The sequence below is a fragment of the Aurantiacibacter suaedae genome, from assembly GCF_005434915.1.
Lineage (GTDB): Bacteria > Pseudomonadota > Alphaproteobacteria > Sphingomonadales > Sphingomonadaceae > Alteraurantiacibacter > Alteraurantiacibacter suaedae.
Window position 1 is genome coordinate 1,063,044 of sequence record NZ_SKCG01000001.1, and the last position, 15,606, is coordinate 1,078,649.

Genomic DNA, 15,606 nt, shown 5'->3' on the forward strand with positions numbered 1-15,606 from the left:
ATGCGTCCAGTGGAACCCGCCCATGAGTGCCAAGCCCGCCAAAGTTGTCCTCGGAATAGAGAGTTCGTGCGACGAGACCGCCGCCGCGCTGGTGACGGGCGAGCGCGTGATCCTCGCGCAGGCCATCGCCAGCCAGGAGGCAGAGCACGCGCCCTATGGCGGCGTGGTGCCCGAAATCGCCGCGCGCGCCCATGCCGAGCGGATCGCGCCGCTGATCGAGAGGGTTCTGCAAGAGGCGAAGGTAAGCCTTTCGGATTGCGACGCTATTGCTGCTACCGCCGGGCCCGGCCTGATCGGCGGAGTGATGGTGGGGCTGGTCTCGGCGAAAGCACTGGCCATGGCGAGTGAGAAACCGCTGATCGCAATCAACCATCTCGAAGGCCACGCGCTGTCACCGCGCCTTGCCGATGCCTCGTTGCGCTTTCCCTATGCACTGCTGCTGGTGTCGGGCGGGCATTGCCAGATTCTCGAAGTGTCCGGCCCCGGTCAATACCGCCGCCTTGCCACGACGATCGACGATGCCTTGGGCGAAGCCTTCGACAAGAGCGCCAAGGTGCTCGGGCTCGGCTATCCGGGTGGGCCGGCGCTCGAACGGCTGGCGCTGGCGGGCGATCCGCAGGCGGTTCCCCTGCCCCGCCCCTTGATGGGCAAGCCGGAACCGCATTTCTCCTTCGCGGGGCTGAAAAGCGCCGTTCTGCGCGCCCACGAAAGCGGTGCCTATGCCGATGCCGATATCGCCGCGAGCTTCCAGCAGGCGGCGGTCGATTGCATCCGCGACCGGCTTACCCGCGCCCTTGCACAGATGCCCGAGGTCACCGCGCTGGTGGTCGCTGGCGGGGTGGCGGCGAACGCGGTGGTGCGCAGAGCGCTGGAATCGCTTGCACAGCAGCGCGGCCTGCCCTTCATTGCGCCGCCTATGGCGCTGTGCACCGACAATGCGGCGATGATCGCCTGGGCCGGGCTGGAGCGTCTCGCGCTCGGCCATGCGGGCGATCCGCTCGATTTCGTGGCGCGGCCGCGCTGGCCGCTCGATCCCGAGGCCGAACCCGCGCGCGGGGCAGGAGTGAAGGCATGACTGGCAAGATCGGCGTAGTCGGCGCAGGCGCGTGGGGCACGGCTCTGGCGCAGATGCTCGCCAGCAATGGTACGCAGGTGCTGCTGTGGGCGCGCGAAGAAGGCCTTGCCGACGAGATCAACACGAAGCGCGTCAACAGGCCATATCTGCCCTCGGCGCAGCTGGCCGAGACGATCCGCGCGACCAGCGATATGGCCGAGCTTTCGGCCTGCGACGCGGTGTTGCTGGTTACCCCCGCGCAGCATCTGGCCAGCGTCATGGCGCAGATGCCCTCTATGCCGCGCGATCTGATCCTGTGTTCGAAGGGGATCGAACAGGGCAGCGGTGCGATGATGCACGAAGTTGCGCACAAGGCTGCGCCCGATAGTGACATCGCGGTCCTGTCCGGCCCCACCTTCGCACACGAGGTTGCCGCTGGCCTGCCCACCGCTGTCACCCTCGCTTGCGGCGGCGGCGAGGAGCAGTGGCAACGGCTCGCCCCCGCCGTCGCGCGCAATACGTTCCGGCCTTATTATTCGGATGATCTGGTCGGCGCGGAGATCGGCGGGGCGGTGAAGAACGTGCTCGCCATTGCCTGCGGCGTGGTCGACGGGCTGCGGCTGGGCCAGAATGCCCGCGCCGCGATCATCACCCGCGGCTTTGCCGAGATGTTGCGCTTCGGCGAGGCTTTGGGCGCTCGGCCGGAGACGCTTAACGGCCTGTGCGGGCTTGGCGATCTGGTGCTGACCTGCTCGTCCACCTCCAGCCGCAACTTCTCGCTCGGCATGGCGCTGGGCGAAGGCGCGGACCCGGCGGGCCTGATGGCCGACCGGCGCACCGTGGCCGAAGGGGCGCACACCGCACCCGTGCTGTGCGATCTCGCGGCGCAAAAGGGCGTGTCCATGCCGATTGTCGATGCGGTCGCGAGGCTGCTTGAGGGGGCCGAGGCGCAGGAAATCGTGCGCGAATTGCTCGCTCGCCCGCTGCGCGCCGAGGGAGCGCAAGCTTGACCACCTCCCCCGCGACTGAACCGCGTAGCGACGATATGGCCGCGCTCGCCAAGGGCGGGCGGACCAATTTCTTCGGCTTCCTGCTTAGGCTGGCCGCGCGTCTGCCGTTCCTGTTCATCGCCGGGCGGCTCTATGGCGCCGATGCGCTGGGCCGCTTCGCCTCGGCGCTGGTGGTGGTGGAGCTGGTCGCGCTGCTCTGCTCGATGGGGGAGAAGCGCGGCCTTGCCCAGCGACTGGCCGAGAGCGAGGAAGACCAGGCCAATCTTGTGTTCGACGGTATTCTGATCGCGGTGATCCTCTCGGGTGTCGCGGCCATCGGGTTCTATTTCGCGCCCGCGCCGCTGTTTCCATCGGGCGAGTATACCGCGCTTGACCGGCTGATCGTGCTCGCCATCCCCGGCTATGCGCTGACCGAGATCGTGCTCGCGGCGCAAGCTTATAAATACGACATCGCAACCACGGTGCGCGCCCGTGCGGTTGTGGAGCCCTGGACAATCTCGATCCTCGCGGGCGCGCTGTGGTTCGTGCCGGGCATCCAGACTTCGGGCCTCTCGATGGCTTACCTATGCTCTATATATGCAGGCCTTGCCGTGGCGCTCATTCCGTTCCTGCGCACCTACGGTCTGCCGCACAACTGGCATCCGCGCCCCAAGCTGATGCTGCGCTTCACCTGGCGCGCGCTGCCGCTGGCGCTGGCCGACGCGATCGAATGGGGCACGCGCCGGGTCGATATCTTCATTCTCGGCCTGTTTGCCGCGCCGGCCGCAGTCGGCATCTATTATGTCGCGCAGCAGGTGGCGAGCCTGCCGCAAAAGCTGAAGACCAGTTTCGAGCCGATCCTCGGCCCCGTCATCACTCGCAAACTGCGCGAGCGAGACTATGCCGCGATTGCCCGGCAGGTGTGCCAGGTCGGCTTCTGGATCACCGCTGCGCAAGCCGGCATCGCGCTGTCGCTCGGCATTCCGGGCGAGGCGATCATGGGGCTGGTCGGGCCGAACTTCGTGGGCGGCAACGGCGCGCTTGGCTTTCTGCTCGCCGCCGAGGTGGTGGCGGCCACAGCGGTCGTTTCCGAAGCGGCGCTGATTTACGTCGCGCGAGTGCGCAATCTGTGGGTGTCGATCGGCACAATTGCCTTGCAGGCGCTGATCACGGTGCTGGCGATGGAAGCGATCGACAGCATGAACATCGTCGATCCCGATCGCGCGAACAACTATCGCGCCGCCGCTGCCGCAGGCGCGCTGATGTTCACGCTTGGCGCAGCCTCGCTCATCAAGGCCGTCATGCTCTCGCGCATCCTGCGCGAGCCGATCAACAACTGGCGCTGGGCGTTGATATGGGCGGCGGGCGCCGCCGTCGCGGTGGGCCAGTTGGTTATCATGTTGCCCGAATGGCTGGAACTTGCTGTCGGCATACCCGCTATACTCGGCATATACGGCTGGGTGATCTGGACTCGCGGCTTCGGGCCGGAGGATCGCATCCTGTTCAGTCGCAAGCTGGCCCATGAGGCCGAACAGCAACAAGAGGAGCTGAAGTCATGAGCGAATGGATCGCAGCCAATTGGATACTCGTCGCGATCGGCCTTGCCGTGCTTGTGCTGATCGTGGGCTGGCTGGTGCTGGCGAGCCGCCGCACCACGGTGGAGCGGGTCCAAACCAGCGAAGAGCCTGCGCCCGCACAGCGCAACCAGGCGCTGATCGACGCGCCGCCTGCCGCCAGCGCCGCTTCTCCCGGCCCGATGTCGGGCGCTGCCAATTCGCAGAAGGTGGCTGCCGCCCCTGCCATCGCCGATGCCGAAGCCGGTCCGACCCCAGCACCGACCGCACCGCCAAGTGCCGCAAGTCCAGCCCCCTCAAGTCCAACCCCCTCAAGTCCAACCCCCTCAAGTCCAGCCCCCGCAAGCCCAGCGGCGGTAAGCCCAGCTGCATCCGCTGAAAGCGACATCGCCCGGCTGAAGGGCGTTGGCCCTAAGCTTGTCGCGCAGCTTGCCGATCTCGGTGTAACCAGTGTGGCGCAGATCGCTGCCTGGGACGATGCGGACATCGATCGCATCGACGCGCAGCTCGGCCGCTTTTCAGGTCGCATCCGCCGCGACGCTTGGGTGGAGCAGGCCCGATTGCTCGAAAGCGGCGATACCGCTGCCTATGAAAGCCGCTTCGGCAAGGGCTAAGTCAGGCTACCGGAAGGGTTGGCCAGGGTGCCCATCTGCGATAACATGGTTTCAATGGAGACTAGTTTGATGGCAGCAATGGCACAGTTCGATTGGGCGGATCCGTTCAATCTCGACGAGCAACTCACCGACGAGGAGCGGATGATCCGCGAAGCCGCGCACGGTTTCGCACAAAGCGTGCTGCAACCGCGCGTGATCGAGGACTTCGCCGCCGAGGCCGACGCCAAGGAACTGTTCCCGCAGATGGGCGCAGCAGGCCTGCTGGGCGTGACGATCCCCGAAGAGTTCGGCGGCGCGGGGGCGGGCTATGTCGCCTACGGCCTCGTCGCGCGCGAGATCGAGCGGGTCGATTCCGGCTATCGCTCGATGGCCAGCGTGCAATCGAGCCTCGTGATGTACCCGATCCATGCCTATGGCTCGGACGAACACCGCGCCCGCTACTTGCCCGGCCTCGCCTCGGGCGAGTTGATCGGCTGCTTCGGCCTGACCGAGCCCGACGCCGGTTCCGACCCCGCCGGAATGCGCACCGTCGCCAGGAAGGACGGCGATGACTATGTCCTCTCGGGCAGCAAGACGTGGATTTCCAACGCGCCCTTCGCCGATGTTTTCGTGGTCTGGGCCAGGAGCGAGGAACACGGCGGCAAGATCCGCGGCTTCGTGCTCGATAAAGGCATGGCCGGGCTGGAAGCGCCCAAGATCAAGGGCAAGCTTTCCCTTCGCGCCAGCACCACCGGCATGATCACGATGGATGAAGTGCGGGTTCCCGCCTCCGCCATGCTGCCCGGCGTCGAAGGCATGAAGGGCCCGTTCGGCTGTCTCAATCGTGCCCGCTACGGCATTTCCTGGGGTGCGATGGGCGCAGCCGAGTTCTGCTACGCAGCGGCACGTAACTATGGAATCGAGCGAAAACAGTTCGGCCGACCACTTGCTGCCACACAATTGTTCCAGAAAAAGCTCGCTGACATAGTCACCGAGATTACACTGGGTCTTCAGGCGAGCTTGCGTGTGGGCCGGCTAATGGAAGACGATGCCTTCGCCCCGGAGATGATCAGCATGGTGAAGCGCAACAATGTCGGCAAGGCGCTCGACATCGCGAGGACCGCTCGCGACATGCATGGCGGGAACGGAATTTCCGAAGAATATCAGGTTCTTCGTCATGCGCTAAATCTCGAAACGGTGAATACCTACGAAGGCACGCACGACATCCACGCATTGATTTTGGGCCGCGCAATCACTGGGCTCGCAGCATTCTGAGCCGGAAAATGGGGTGTGACATTTATGCCGCACATATAAAAGACTGGCGCAACAAAAATCAATTTTATGGAACTCTAAGCAAAATTGGGCATTCGGGGGTTGTTACAGGGCATGAGGCTCTGTCGAACAAGTGAGGATTCATATGCAAAGATTGCTAATCACAGCGTCCGTGATGGCGCTCGCAATCCCCGGCGTTGCTCACGCCGGAGAAACCTACGTCGGCGTGAGCGCGGGCGTGAACACGACCGACACTGAAAACGACGGTCTGACCACCGCGGACATCGCGGCTACGCCAAACTTCCCCGCCATTCCCGCGGGCAACGAAATCGCCTTCAACACCGATGGTGACATCGGTTGGGGTGCTGGTGTGCAGATCGGCCACCGTTTCGACAACGGTTTCCGCCTCGAACTCGCCGGCGACTACAACTCGACCACCGTCGACGATCACTTCGGCGCGACGCTCGCCGGTGAGCCGATCCGTACGCTCGACCAGTCCGTACTGACGCGCTCGGCTACGCTCGAAGGTCGCGATGTCGGCGGCTACCTCAACGAGGACTCGGGCAGCGACATCGAAACCTACGGCCTTTTCCTGAACGCGCTGTATGACTTCAACGCCGGCGGCAGCTTCAGCCCCTACATCGGTGGTGGTCTCGGCCTGATGGTTGTCGACGTCGACTACCTCGCCGGCGGCGACCTGATCGCCGACGATTCGGACGTTGCGCTGGCCTGGCAGGGCATTGCCGGTATCTCGAGCAAGCTCTCGGATAGCGCCGAGCTGTTCGCCGAGTACAAGTATCGTCACACCTTCGAGGATGCGGCGAACATCGAGCCGACCGCGTTCCCGATGGATCCGCTGAACGTTCATGTCGAGCAGCACAGTGGTGTGGTTGGCGTGCGCTTCCTGATGGGTGCGCAGACCCCGCCGCCCCCGCCGCCCCCGCCGCCGCCCCCGCCGCCGCCGCCCCCGCCGCCCCCGCCGCCGCCTCCGCCGGCTCCGGTTGCGCAGCCCTGCAACACTGGCCCGTACATCGTGTTCTTCGACTGGGATAAGTCGGACATCACGGCTGAGGCTGCCAGCGTTCTGAACTCGGCGGTTACGGCCTATGGCGATTGCGGCACCGCCCGCATCATGCTTGCCGGCTACACCGACACCTCGGGTTCGGCGCAGTACAACATGGGTCTGTCGGAGCGTCGTAACGCTTCGGTCCAGCAGTACCTTACCGGCCGCGGCATCCCCGCTGCCCGCATCAGCACCGAAGCCTTCGGCGAGACGAACCTTCGTGTCCCGACTGCCGACGGTGTCCGCGAGCTGCAGAACCGCCGCGTCCAGATCACCTACGGTCCCGGCTCGGGCAACTAAGCCCAACCGGCCCTAGGGCTAGACACAAGAAGGCCCGGCAGGAGCGATCCTGCCGGGCCTTTTCTTTGCGCGAATGGCACCTGCGCGCAGGCAAGCCTTGTTCCTGAGAGGCATCGGTGCGAAGGACAGTGGCTGTTCAGGAAAGCTGGCTTAGCGCCGCCGCGAGGCGGAGAGGCTGAATAGGATTGCGAACCATTTCCTCGCCCCAACCCATGCCTGGTGCCGGATCGCTGAATGCGCGGCTACGGGCACGGCTGCCCGAAAACCTCTCGCACCGCGCGATTGCGCTGATCGTCACCATCGGGATCGAGTTGCTGATCCTGCTCGTGCTGCTGAGCCTTGGCATGGGCATCACCCAGCCCGCCAGCCAGGGTTCGATCATCTCCACCTTCGATGCCAGCGCGCCGCAGAGCGAAAACAGCGAACCCGAAGAGCAGACCGAAAGCGCTGACACGAATGAGCCTGCGACGCCGACCGTGCCCACCGAGCAAGCGCCCGCGCCTAACCCGCTCACCCCGCCGACGATCGTAATCCCGCGCGAAAACACCGTTCCCGTGCCCCCGCCTGTGCCGCAACCAAGCGCCGCGCCCGAACCGGAGCCGAGCCCCCGCCCGAGTTCCAGCATTCGCGCGGTTATCCGGGAGGATGGCGGCAAGATGGGCCCACCCGGCGGCGCGCCCCGCGGCTCGCCCGACAGCGAGATTGTGGGGCGCGCGCCCGATGGTTCGCCGCTATACGCCGCGCAGTGGTATCGCGAGCCCTATCCGAGCGAATTATCGGGGTATCTCTCTACCGCGCGTCCGCCCGGTTGGGGCCTGATCGCCTGCAAGACCGCGCCTCAGTGGCGGGTGGAAGATTGCCAGATTGTGGGCGAGAGCCCGCAAGGCTCGAACATCGCGCGTTCGGTGTTGGCCGCCTCATGGCAGTTTCTGGTGCGCCCGCCGCGCGTCGACGGCGAGTATCAGGTCGGTTCGTGGGTGCGCATCCGGATCGACTATTCACGGGTGGCGAGCCGCTAACCAGGCGGCCCGCCACCCTGCGATAGATCAGTCGACCAGCATCAGCGCATCGAGCGCGGCCACGCCTTCGCCCGCCGAGTGAATGATGACCGGGTTAAGATCGATCTCGCGGATCGACGGATTGCCCGTCATGACCTGCCCGACCTTCACGATCAGCGCCGCCAGCGCGTCCACATCGAGCGCGGGGCTACCGCGCCAGCCGGTCAGCAGCGGGGCCTGCTTCAGCGTGAGCAGCCCTTCTTTGACCTGCTCCACACCCAGATCGGTGGTGAACAGCTTCACGTCCTTGAGAATTTCGGCCGTCACGCCGCCGAAGCCCGCCAGCACCACCGGTCCCCACTCGGGGTCGGACTTGGCGCCGACGATCATCTCGACGCCCATCTTGCCCATCTTCTCGACCAGTACGCCGTCGAGCTTGATGCTGGCATCGTAGGCCGCAACGTTGGCGTACATTGTGTCGAAGGCGGCCTTCACCTCATCGGCTGTCTTGAGGTTGAGGATCACCCCGCCCGCGTCGGACTTGTGGCCGAGCGCAGCGGCCTGCGCCTTCATCACCACCGGAAAGCCGATGGCTTCGGCAGCCGCAGCCGCTTCTTCAGCTGTGGGAGCGAACTGGCTGACCGGGAAGCTCACCGCATCGGCGAGCAGCTTCTTGGCTTTGTATTCAGGGATCACGCCATGCTCGTCAGCCAGCGCGGGCAAAGCGATTGGATCGCCAGAACGGTCGGCCAGGTCGCGCTTGGCGAGATCGGCCAGCCGCGCGATGGCGCGATAGGCGCGCTCGGTCGACGGGAAGTAGGGAATGCCCGCGGCGGCCAGATTGTCGATATAGTCCTGCGGCACGTTCGCGCCTTCGTCCACGCCCGCGAAAACCAGCGGCTTGCTGCCCGAGCTGGTTTCGATGGCCTTCTGGATCGGCGGGAACTTGATCTCCGAGGTGATCGGATCGGACTGGATGATCGAGGCGACCACCGAACCGATGCGGTCGTCTTCGAGCAATTCGACCAGCAGGTTGGTGTAGATCTCGGGCTCGCTGAGGCCGATGGCGGTGATGTCGGTCGGGTTCGAGACCGGCACGAAATCGGGCAGCACCGCGCGGATCTTCGGGCTGTTCTCGTCGTTGAGGTCAACCAGATCGAGGCCGACATCTTCGGCGAGGTCAAAGGCGAGGCCGCGCAGCGCGCCGCTTTCACCCAGCACCGCCATGTTGGCACCGGGCAGGCTCGGGCAAGTGACGGCGATGGTGGCAATATCGGCCAGCTCTTCCAGCGTATCGGCGAAGATCACGCCTTCGCGTGTGAGCTTGGCCTTCATCAGCGCATAGTCGCCCGCCATCGCGCCGGTGTGGGTGGCCGCGCTTTCCTGCGCCTTGGAGCTTTTGCCCGGGTGAAGCAGCACGATGGGCTTGCCCGCCTCGCGCGCCCGGCGTGCGGCGGCGACGAAGGCGGCGGGGCGGCGGAAGTTCTCGACATACATAGCGATCACGTTGGTCGCCGGATCGTCGATCAGCCATTCGACATAGTCCTCGACGCCCGAGGCCGCTTCGTTGCCGGTGCTGACCGAGGTCGAGACATAGCAGCCACGCGGGTGCAGCGTGGTGGCAAGCACCGCCGCCAGCGCGCCCGACTGGCTGGCAATGCCGACCGAGCGCGTGTCCGGTCCGGGCTGCTTCATGTTCGTTTCGACGAAGGTGAGCGGAATGCCCTCGACATAGTTCGTGCAGCCGAGGCAGTTCGGCCCTTCGACGATCATGCCCGCTTCTTCCGCGATGCGCGCCAGCTCGGCCTGATCCTTCGCGCCTTCCTCACCCGCCTCGGAGAAGCCGGCCGCATAGATCACCACCGCGCCGCAGCCGTTCTTGGCCAGATCGCGCACCGTATCGAGCACGAAGGGACGCGGGATCGCCAGCACGGCACAATCGACGCCATGCGGCAGCTCGCTTGCCGAGTGATAGACCTTGAGGCCCTGCAACTCGTCGCGCTTGGGGTTCACCGGGTAGATGTCGCCCGCGAACTTGTACTGCACGAGGTTGTTGAGCAGCGTGCAGCCGAGCGCGCCATGGCGATCTGACGCACCGATGACGGCGACCGACTTCGGGCGCAGCAGGCGGTCGATCTGTTCGTTGGTGAAACGGCGAGTGGTGGTCATCAGGAAGTCTCTCCGGCGTGTCGTTGCACGAAAAGCCCTCCCCCGTGCGGGGGAGGGTTTGAATGGGGTGTACCAAGGCCTGCAAGGTTGCAAGCCCCTCCCCTCGATCCCCTCCCCGCCGGGGAGGGGACAAACAGAGTCAGCCTTTCAGCTTGTCCTTGTCGAAAGCGCCGAGGCCGGGCTTGAAGGTCTTCTCGTCAAGGAACTGCTTGGTCGCTTCCTTGCGGGTTTCCCAGCCGCCGAAATCGTTGAGCGCTTCCTGCGCCCGGATCAGATAATCCTCGGCGTTGTCGTAGGTCATCTCGCGCACGCGGCGCATTGCCCACTTGGTGGCACGCAGAGCCTGTCCGTCCTTCTTCTTCAGAACGTCGCACACTTCCTGCACGCGATCCTTCAGCTTGTCGGCGGGCAGCGATTCGTTGACCATGCCCTTGGCAGCAGCTTCGGGGCCGGTGAGGTTTTCGCCCATCATCGCGTGATACATCGCATCGCGGAAGCCCATCAGCTCGGCTGCAACCTTCGAGGCGCCGCCGCCGGGCAGGATCGCCCAGTTGATTTCGCTGAGGCCGAACTGCGCATCGTCCGAGCAGAAAGCGAGGTCGCAACCGAACAGCGGGCCGTAGGCACCGCCGAAGCACCAGCCATTGATCATGGCCACGGTCGGCTTTTCGTACCAGCGCAGGCGTTCCCACCAGCCATAGGCCTGGCGCTGATGCTCACGGGTCTTGTGCAGACCTTCCAGCTCGGCCGCGCGGAAATATTCGAGCAGGTCCATGCCCGCCGAGAAAGCGGTGCCTTCGCCGGTTAGGACGAGCACCTGCACGTCGTCGCGGAATTCCAGCTCTTCAAGAACCTTGAGCATCTGCTTGTTGAGCTTCGGGCTCATGCAGTTGCGCTTGTCGGGGCGGTTGAAGGCGACCCAGGCGACACCGTCGACGATATCGACCTTGACGGTTTCTTCCTGCGGACGTGGATCGGGTTTCGACGGACCAGCCATAAAATCTTCCTCCTCTTGGGCCGCCACCACGACTCGCAGCAGCGGTATTGTTATGGGCCATAGCGATCAGGATTGCTATGATCAACAACAATAGCTAAACACCAGCTATGCGCGATCCCCTGCCCCAGCTCCCCGGTTATTCGCTGCGCCGTGCTGCCCATGCGACGGCCACCGAACTCGGTGCGCGGCTGGCCACGCTGGGGCTGCGGCAGGTCGATGCCTCGGTGCTGATCCTGATCGCGCAGAACGCCGATGTCACGGCGAGCGCGCTTGGCCGCCAGCTCGATATACAGCGTGCCAACATGGTGCCGCTGCTCAAGAAGCTGGAGGACGAAGGCCTGATCGAACGCCAGCCGCTCGACGGCAAATCGCAGGCCCTGCTGCTCACCGGTGCTGGCCGCGAGCGAATGGAAGCGGCGCTTGGCATTATTCACGCGTTCGAGGATGAACTTCTTGCTCGCATTCCCCCGCGGCATCGCGAACATTTGCTGCCCGCATTGAATGCGCTCTGGCGTTGAGGCCCGGCAAATACTAGCTTCTCGGCCAGAAAAAGCTGGGAGCCAGGAATGCACGAGCACGCCAACCATCCGGTCAGCCCCGAATGGGCCGCCAATGCCAAGATCGACGCCGAGACCTACGCGCTGAAATATCGCGCCTCTATCGACGATCCGGACAGCTTCTGGCTGGGCGAAGCGCAGCGGCTCGACTGGATGCAGCAGCCCACGAAGATCAAGAACACCTCGTTTGACCGCGACGATTTCCGTATCAAGTGGTTCGAGGACGGCACGCTGAACCTAGCGGCCAACTGCCTTGACCGGCATCTGGAAAAGCGCGGACAGGATGTGGCGATCATCTGGGAGCCCGACCATCCCGATACGCCCAACCGCATCATCACCTACGATCAGCTCTACAAGGATGTGTGCCGCTTCGCCAATGCGCTGAAGGCCGATGGTGTGAAGAAGGGCGACCGAGTAACGATCTACCTGCCGATGGTGCCCGAAGCTGCCGTCGCCATGCTCGCCTGCGCGCGGATCGGGGCGGTCCATTCGATTGTGTTCGCAGGCTTCAGCCCCGATGCGCTGGCGCAGCGGATCACCGATTGCGACAGCCAGATCGTGCTTACCGCCGATGAGGGCCTGCGCGGGGGCAAGAAGGTTCCGCTGAAGGCCAATGTCGATGCGGCCTGCGAAAAGGCGAAAGTGCGCACCGTCATCATGCTGCGCCACACCGGCGCCGATGTGCCGATGGTCGAGGGCCGCGATGTCGACTGGCATGACACGATCGAACCACACAATTCCGAGTGCCCGCCAGAGGAAATGAACGCGGAAGATCCGCTCTTCATCCTCTATACCTCGGGCAGCACCGGCCAGCCCAAAGGCGTGCTGCACACCACGGGCGGATATGGCGTGTGGGCGAGCATGACGCACGAATACGTGTTCGATTATCGCCCCGGCGAGGTTTACTGGTGCGCGGCCGATATCGGCTGGGTCACCGGCCATTCCTATGTGGTTTACGGCCCGCTCGCGAACGGGGCGACCACGCTGATGTTCGAAGGCGTGCCCAGCTATCCCGATTTCAGCCGCTTCTGGCAAGTGGTCGACAAATACAAGGTCGAACAGTTCTACACTGCCCCCACCGCACTGCGCGCGCTGATGCGCGAGGGTGACGAATGGGTGAAAAAGACCAGCCGCAAGAGCCTGAAAATCCTTGGCTCGGTGGGTGAACCGATCAATCCCGAGGCGTGGGACTGGTATTATAACGTGGTCGGCGACGGCCGCTGCCCGATTGCCGACACCTGGTGGCAGACCGAAACCGGCGGCCACATGATCGCGCCCCTGCCGGGTGCCCACGCACTCAAGCCCGGTGCGGCGAGCTTTCCGCTGTTCGGGGTTCAACCCGCACTGGTCGACCCGGCCGATGGCCATATCGTGGAAGGCGCGACCGAGGGCGCGCTGGTGATCCTCGATTCCTGGCCGGGCCAGATGCGCACCGTCTATGGCGATCACGACCGCTTCATCCAGACCTACTTCACCCAGTATCCTGGCAAGTATTTCACCGGCGATGGCGCCCGCCGCGATCAGGATGGCTACTACTGGATTACCGGCCGCATCGACGATGTGATCAATGTAAGCGGGCACCGGATGGGCACTGCCGAGGTCGAAAGCGCGCTGGTCGAACACGCTCAGGTGGCCGAGGCTGCCGTGGTGGGAATGCCGCACGAGGTTAAGGGGCAAGGTATCTATGCCTTCGTCACCACCGTGGCAGGCACCGAGGATAGCGATGATCTGCGCGAGGAACTGGTGCAATGGGTGCGCAACGAAATCGGCCCCATCGCCACGCCCGATGTGGTGCAATTCGCCCCGGGGCTGCCGAAAACACGCTCGGGCAAGATCATGCGCCGCATCCTCAGAAAGATCGCCGAGAACGACACCGGCAACCTGGGCGACACCTCCACCCTAGCCGATCCGGGTGTGGTTGACGATCTGCTTGCCAACTCGCCGCACGCCAAAGGCTGATATCAGGCTGCAAGGCCGCTGCCGCCGAGGCCCAGCCGCCCGGTGCGGCCTTGGCGGCTATGGTTAAGAAGAGAGCCGAATAAGGGTGAACCCTTATGGCGCTCTCAACCGGGCGCAATCCTCGCTGTGTCATTCGGGCTAGGCTATGGGAGCTGAAACACCTCTTAACGTAGGTCGCCGCCGCGATAGCCGTCTGCGCCTCTCGGTGCCGGGCCAACTCATCACGCTCACGGGCACGCACAAGGTGAACTTGCGCGACGTTTCCCAGTCCGGCGCCAAGCTGGTGGTGCCCGAGGAAATAAAGAACGGCGAGGACGGCGTGCTTGTCTGGCTCGAATACGAAGCTTTCGGCACCATCGTGTGGATGGAAAACGGTTTTGCCGGAATGGCCTTCGACGAGCCGCTTCCCGCCACGGTACTGCTCGCCACGCGCAAGAAGTTCGACCACCGCGCCTACAAGACGCACGAGCAAGAGGCGCGCGAACAGGCTGCCGACTGGTATCTCGGCTACAAGAACCGCTAGCGTCGAGGCCTTGCGTTTTTCGCGCAAGGGCTATCTTTTGCTGCATGGGAAGCTCTGCTAGAGGCGCGCCATGCCACGCACCCGCCTTTACCCGCTCGCCGACCTGGAAGACATTCCGGGCACCAAGGTCTTCACCGCGCTCCGCTCGCGCGAGGCCTATTACCTCCACAAGTTCTGCATGAGCCTGATGAAGGCCGAGAACCGTGAAGAGTTCAAGGCCGACGAGCGCGCCTATCTCGACAAGTTCAAGATGACCGAAGAGCAGAAGCAGGCCGTGCTAGATCGCGACCTGACCAAGCTGATCGAGCTGGGCGGGAACATGTATTTCCTCGTCAAGCTCGCCTCCACCGATGGCCTTTCGGCATTGAAGGCGGTCTCCACCACCTCGGGCATGGGCGTCGAGGAATATACCCAGATGATGCTCGAAGGCGGCCGCAGCCCGCATGGCATCCGTTCGATCAGGGACAAGAACTAATGGCTCGCATCTCCGCCGGCATCGCCACCAGCCACGTCCCCGCCATCGGCGCCGCTTTCGATCTGGGCAAGACCGAGGATCCCTACTGGGCGCCGGTCTTCGAAGGCTACGAATTCGTGAAAGAGTGGATCAAGGACAACACGCCCGACGTGGTGATCCTGGTCTATAACGATCACGCCTCCTCACTGATGATGGACATCGTGCCGACCTTCGCGATGGGCTTCGCCGACGAATTCCAGAGCGCCGACGAAGGTTGGGGCCGCCGCCCCGTTCCCGTGGTGGAAAACCATATCGAACTGGCCGCGCACATTGCCGAACAGCTGGTGATCGACGAGTTCGACATCACTCTGATCAACGAGATGGACGTGGACCATGGCCTGACCGTGCCGCTGAGCCTCGTGTTCGGCGACGTGAAAGAATGGCCGTGCAAGGTCATCCCCTTCGTGGTCAACGTGTCGCAGTTCCCCACCCCCTCGGGCGAGCGCTGCTGGAAAATCGGTGAGGCTATCCGCAACGCGGTGAAGACCTTCCCCGAGGATCTCGACGTGCAGGTCTGGGGCACGGGCGGCATGAGCCACCAGCTTCACGGCACCCGCGCCGGCCTCATCAACGAGGAATTCGACCGCCGCTTCATCGACCTGCTCGCGCACGAGCCGGAAGAGCTGAAGTACATCACCCGCCTCGAATACCTGCGCGAAACGGGCACCGAGGGCATCGAGCTGATCATGTGGCTGATCATGCGCGCGGCGCTGGGCTATGGCGTGGAAGAGAAGAAGCGGTTTTATCGCGTGCCTGCCTCGAACACGGCGGTTGGGCATGTGGTTTACGAGGCCAAGAGTTAGCCCTCTCACCGTCACCCCGGACTTGATCCGGGGTCCAGCTTGATCTAACCGCCCAGCCGTCATCTGGGGAGTAGCCCCCGCGCGCCTTCGGGCGTCAATCCTTGCGTCAACACACTTGGTCGAGAGATCATGGCGCATGGGGGACGGACCACAATCCGTCCGGGCAAGACCAATGGCACCTGCTTTCGTCCGGCCGGGCGGAAGGCATGGTGCTGTTGCTGTCTTGAAAGCCCGGCCCGGA

At 64.2% G+C, this 15,606-nt stretch carries 14 protein-coding genes and 1 riboswitch; of the genes, 12 read left to right on the plus strand and 2 right to left on the minus strand.

The features are described from left to right. Window positions 1–22: 22 nt before the first annotated feature. The 7 genes from tsaD to E0473_RS05110 all read left to right on the plus strand — a co-directional run bounded on the left by tsaD (window position 23) and on the right by E0473_RS05110 (window position 7,864). Window positions 23–1,075, plus strand: a complete 1,053-nt coding sequence (tsaD, locus tag E0473_RS05085; RefSeq protein WP_137679724.1) for a tRNA (adenosine(37)-N6)-threonylcarbamoyltransferase complex transferase subunit TsaD — start codon at window positions 23–25, stop codon at window positions 1,073–1,075. After that, the gene (locus tag E0473_RS05090; RefSeq protein ID WP_137679725.1) at window positions 1,072–2,064 is read left to right on the plus strand and encodes an NAD(P)H-dependent glycerol-3-phosphate dehydrogenase; all 993 of its coding nucleotides are present in this window, start codon (window positions 1,072–1,074) and stop codon (window positions 2,062–2,064) included. The genes tsaD and E0473_RS05090 overlap by 4 nt, the downstream gene beginning before the upstream one ends. Before the next feature lie 35 nt (window positions 2,065–2,099). Beyond that, complete coding sequence (locus tag E0473_RS05095; protein ID WP_137680066.1) at window positions 2,100–3,602, plus strand: lipopolysaccharide biosynthesis protein; 1,503 nt, start codon at window positions 2,100–2,102, stop codon at window positions 3,600–3,602. Then, window positions 3,599–4,231 carry a hypothetical protein gene (locus tag E0473_RS15460; RefSeq protein ID WP_162536214.1) on the plus strand — a complete coding sequence of 211 codons (633 nt, stop codon included), beginning with the start codon at window positions 3,599–3,601 and terminating at the stop codon, window positions 4,229–4,231. Before E0473_RS05095 ends, E0473_RS15460 begins: the two co-directional genes overlap by 4 nt. A gap of 78 nt (window positions 4,232–4,309) precedes the next feature. Continuing rightward, window positions 4,310–5,485 (plus strand): acyl-CoA dehydrogenase, encoded by a 1,176-nt coding sequence (locus tag E0473_RS05100; protein WP_137679726.1) that lies wholly within the window; start codon window positions 4,310–4,312, stop codon window positions 5,483–5,485. 169 nt (window positions 5,486–5,654) lie between these two features. Beyond that, window positions 5,655–6,845 (plus strand): OmpA family protein, encoded by a 1,191-nt coding sequence (locus tag E0473_RS05105; RefSeq protein ID WP_277751508.1) that lies wholly within the window; start codon window positions 5,655–5,657, stop codon window positions 6,843–6,845. A 212-nt stretch (window positions 6,846–7,057) separates the two neighbouring features. Next, complete coding sequence (locus tag E0473_RS05110; RefSeq protein WP_137679728.1) at window positions 7,058–7,864, plus strand: hypothetical protein; 807 nt, start codon at window positions 7,058–7,060, stop codon at window positions 7,862–7,864. 27 nt (window positions 7,865–7,891) lie between these two features. On the opposite strand, the gene E0473_RS05115 is transcribed toward E0473_RS05110, so the two are convergent. Together E0473_RS05115 and E0473_RS05120 are read right to left on the minus strand one after the other, a co-directional pair. Then, the gene (locus E0473_RS05115) at window positions 7,892–10,012 is read right to left on the minus strand and encodes an acetate--CoA ligase family protein (RefSeq protein ID WP_137679729.1); all 2,121 of its coding nucleotides are present in this window, start codon (window positions 10,010–10,012) and stop codon (window positions 7,892–7,894) included. Between the two features lie 139 nt (window positions 10,013–10,151). Beyond that, a complete protein-coding gene (locus E0473_RS05120) occupies window positions 10,152–11,009 on the minus strand; it encodes a p-hydroxycinnamoyl CoA hydratase/lyase (RefSeq protein ID WP_137679730.1) in 858 nt (285 codons plus the stop codon). Window positions 11,010–11,116: 107 nt separating this feature from the next. Here E0473_RS05120 and E0473_RS05125 point away from each other — a divergent pair, with 107 nt between their 5' ends. From E0473_RS05125 to E0473_RS05145, 5 genes are all read left to right on the plus strand, one after another. After that, a complete protein-coding gene (locus E0473_RS05125; protein WP_137679731.1) occupies window positions 11,117–11,527 on the plus strand; it encodes a MarR family winged helix-turn-helix transcriptional regulator in 411 nt (136 codons plus the stop codon). Between the two features lie 48 nt (window positions 11,528–11,575). Then, entirely contained in the window at window positions 11,576–13,525 is a 1,950-nt protein-coding gene (gene acs / locus E0473_RS05130; RefSeq protein WP_137679732.1) for an acetate--CoA ligase, read from the plus strand. 145 nt (window positions 13,526–13,670) lie between these two features. Beyond that, on the plus strand, window positions 13,671–14,048 hold the full coding sequence (locus E0473_RS05135; protein ID WP_137679733.1) for a PilZ domain-containing protein: 378 nt from the start codon (window positions 13,671–13,673) through the stop codon (window positions 14,046–14,048). 70 nt (window positions 14,049–14,118) lie between these two features. Then, window positions 14,119–14,523: a protocatechuate 4,5-dioxygenase subunit alpha gene (ligA, locus tag E0473_RS05140; RefSeq protein ID WP_137679734.1), complete on the plus strand. Its 405-nt coding sequence runs from the start codon at window positions 14,119–14,121 to the stop codon at window positions 14,521–14,523. Continuing rightward, window positions 14,523–15,365 (plus strand): class III extradiol dioxygenase subunit beta, encoded by an 843-nt coding sequence (locus tag E0473_RS05145; protein ID WP_137679735.1) that lies wholly within the window; start codon window positions 14,523–14,525, stop codon window positions 15,363–15,365. Before ligA ends, E0473_RS05145 begins: the two co-directional genes overlap by 1 nt. 52 nt (window positions 15,366–15,417) lie before the next feature. Beyond that, window positions 15,418–15,603: riboswitch (yybP-ykoY riboswitch) on the plus strand. Window positions 15,604–15,606: the final 3 nt, after the last annotated feature.

Coding starts and splice junctions, on each gene's coding strand:
- E0473_RS05120 (WP_137679730.1), bottom strand. CDS start 11,009: ATGGCTGGTCCGTCGAAACCCGATCCACGTCCGCAGGAAGAAACCGTC.
- E0473_RS05110 (WP_137679728.1), top strand. CDS start 7,058: ATGCCTGGTGCCGGATCGCTGAATGCGCGGCTACGGGCACGGCTGCCC.
- acs (WP_137679732.1), top strand. CDS start 11,576: ATGCACGAGCACGCCAACCATCCGGTCAGCCCCGAATGGGCCGCCAAT.
- E0473_RS05145 (WP_137679735.1), top strand. CDS start 14,523: ATGGCTCGCATCTCCGCCGGCATCGCCACCAGCCACGTCCCCGCCATC.
- E0473_RS05135 (WP_137679733.1), top strand. CDS start 13,671: ATGGGAGCTGAAACACCTCTTAACGTAGGTCGCCGCCGCGATAGCCGT.
- E0473_RS05095 (WP_137680066.1), top strand. CDS start 2,100: ATGGCCGCGCTCGCCAAGGGCGGGCGGACCAATTTCTTCGGCTTCCTG.
- E0473_RS05115 (WP_137679729.1), bottom strand. CDS start 10,012: ATGACCACCACTCGCCGTTTCACCAACGAACAGATCGACCGCCTGCTG.
- E0473_RS05125 (WP_137679731.1), top strand. CDS start 11,117: ATGCGCGATCCCCTGCCCCAGCTCCCCGGTTATTCGCTGCGCCGTGCT.
- E0473_RS05100 (WP_137679726.1), top strand. CDS start 4,310: ATGGCACAGTTCGATTGGGCGGATCCGTTCAATCTCGACGAGCAACTC.
- tsaD (WP_137679724.1), top strand. CDS start 23: ATGAGTGCCAAGCCCGCCAAAGTTGTCCTCGGAATAGAGAGTTCGTGC.
- ligA (WP_137679734.1), top strand. CDS start 14,119: ATGCCACGCACCCGCCTTTACCCGCTCGCCGACCTGGAAGACATTCCG.
- E0473_RS15460 (WP_162536214.1), top strand. CDS start 3,599: ATGAGCGAATGGATCGCAGCCAATTGGATACTCGTCGCGATCGGCCTT.
- E0473_RS05090 (WP_137679725.1), top strand. CDS start 1,072: ATGACTGGCAAGATCGGCGTAGTCGGCGCAGGCGCGTGGGGCACGGCT.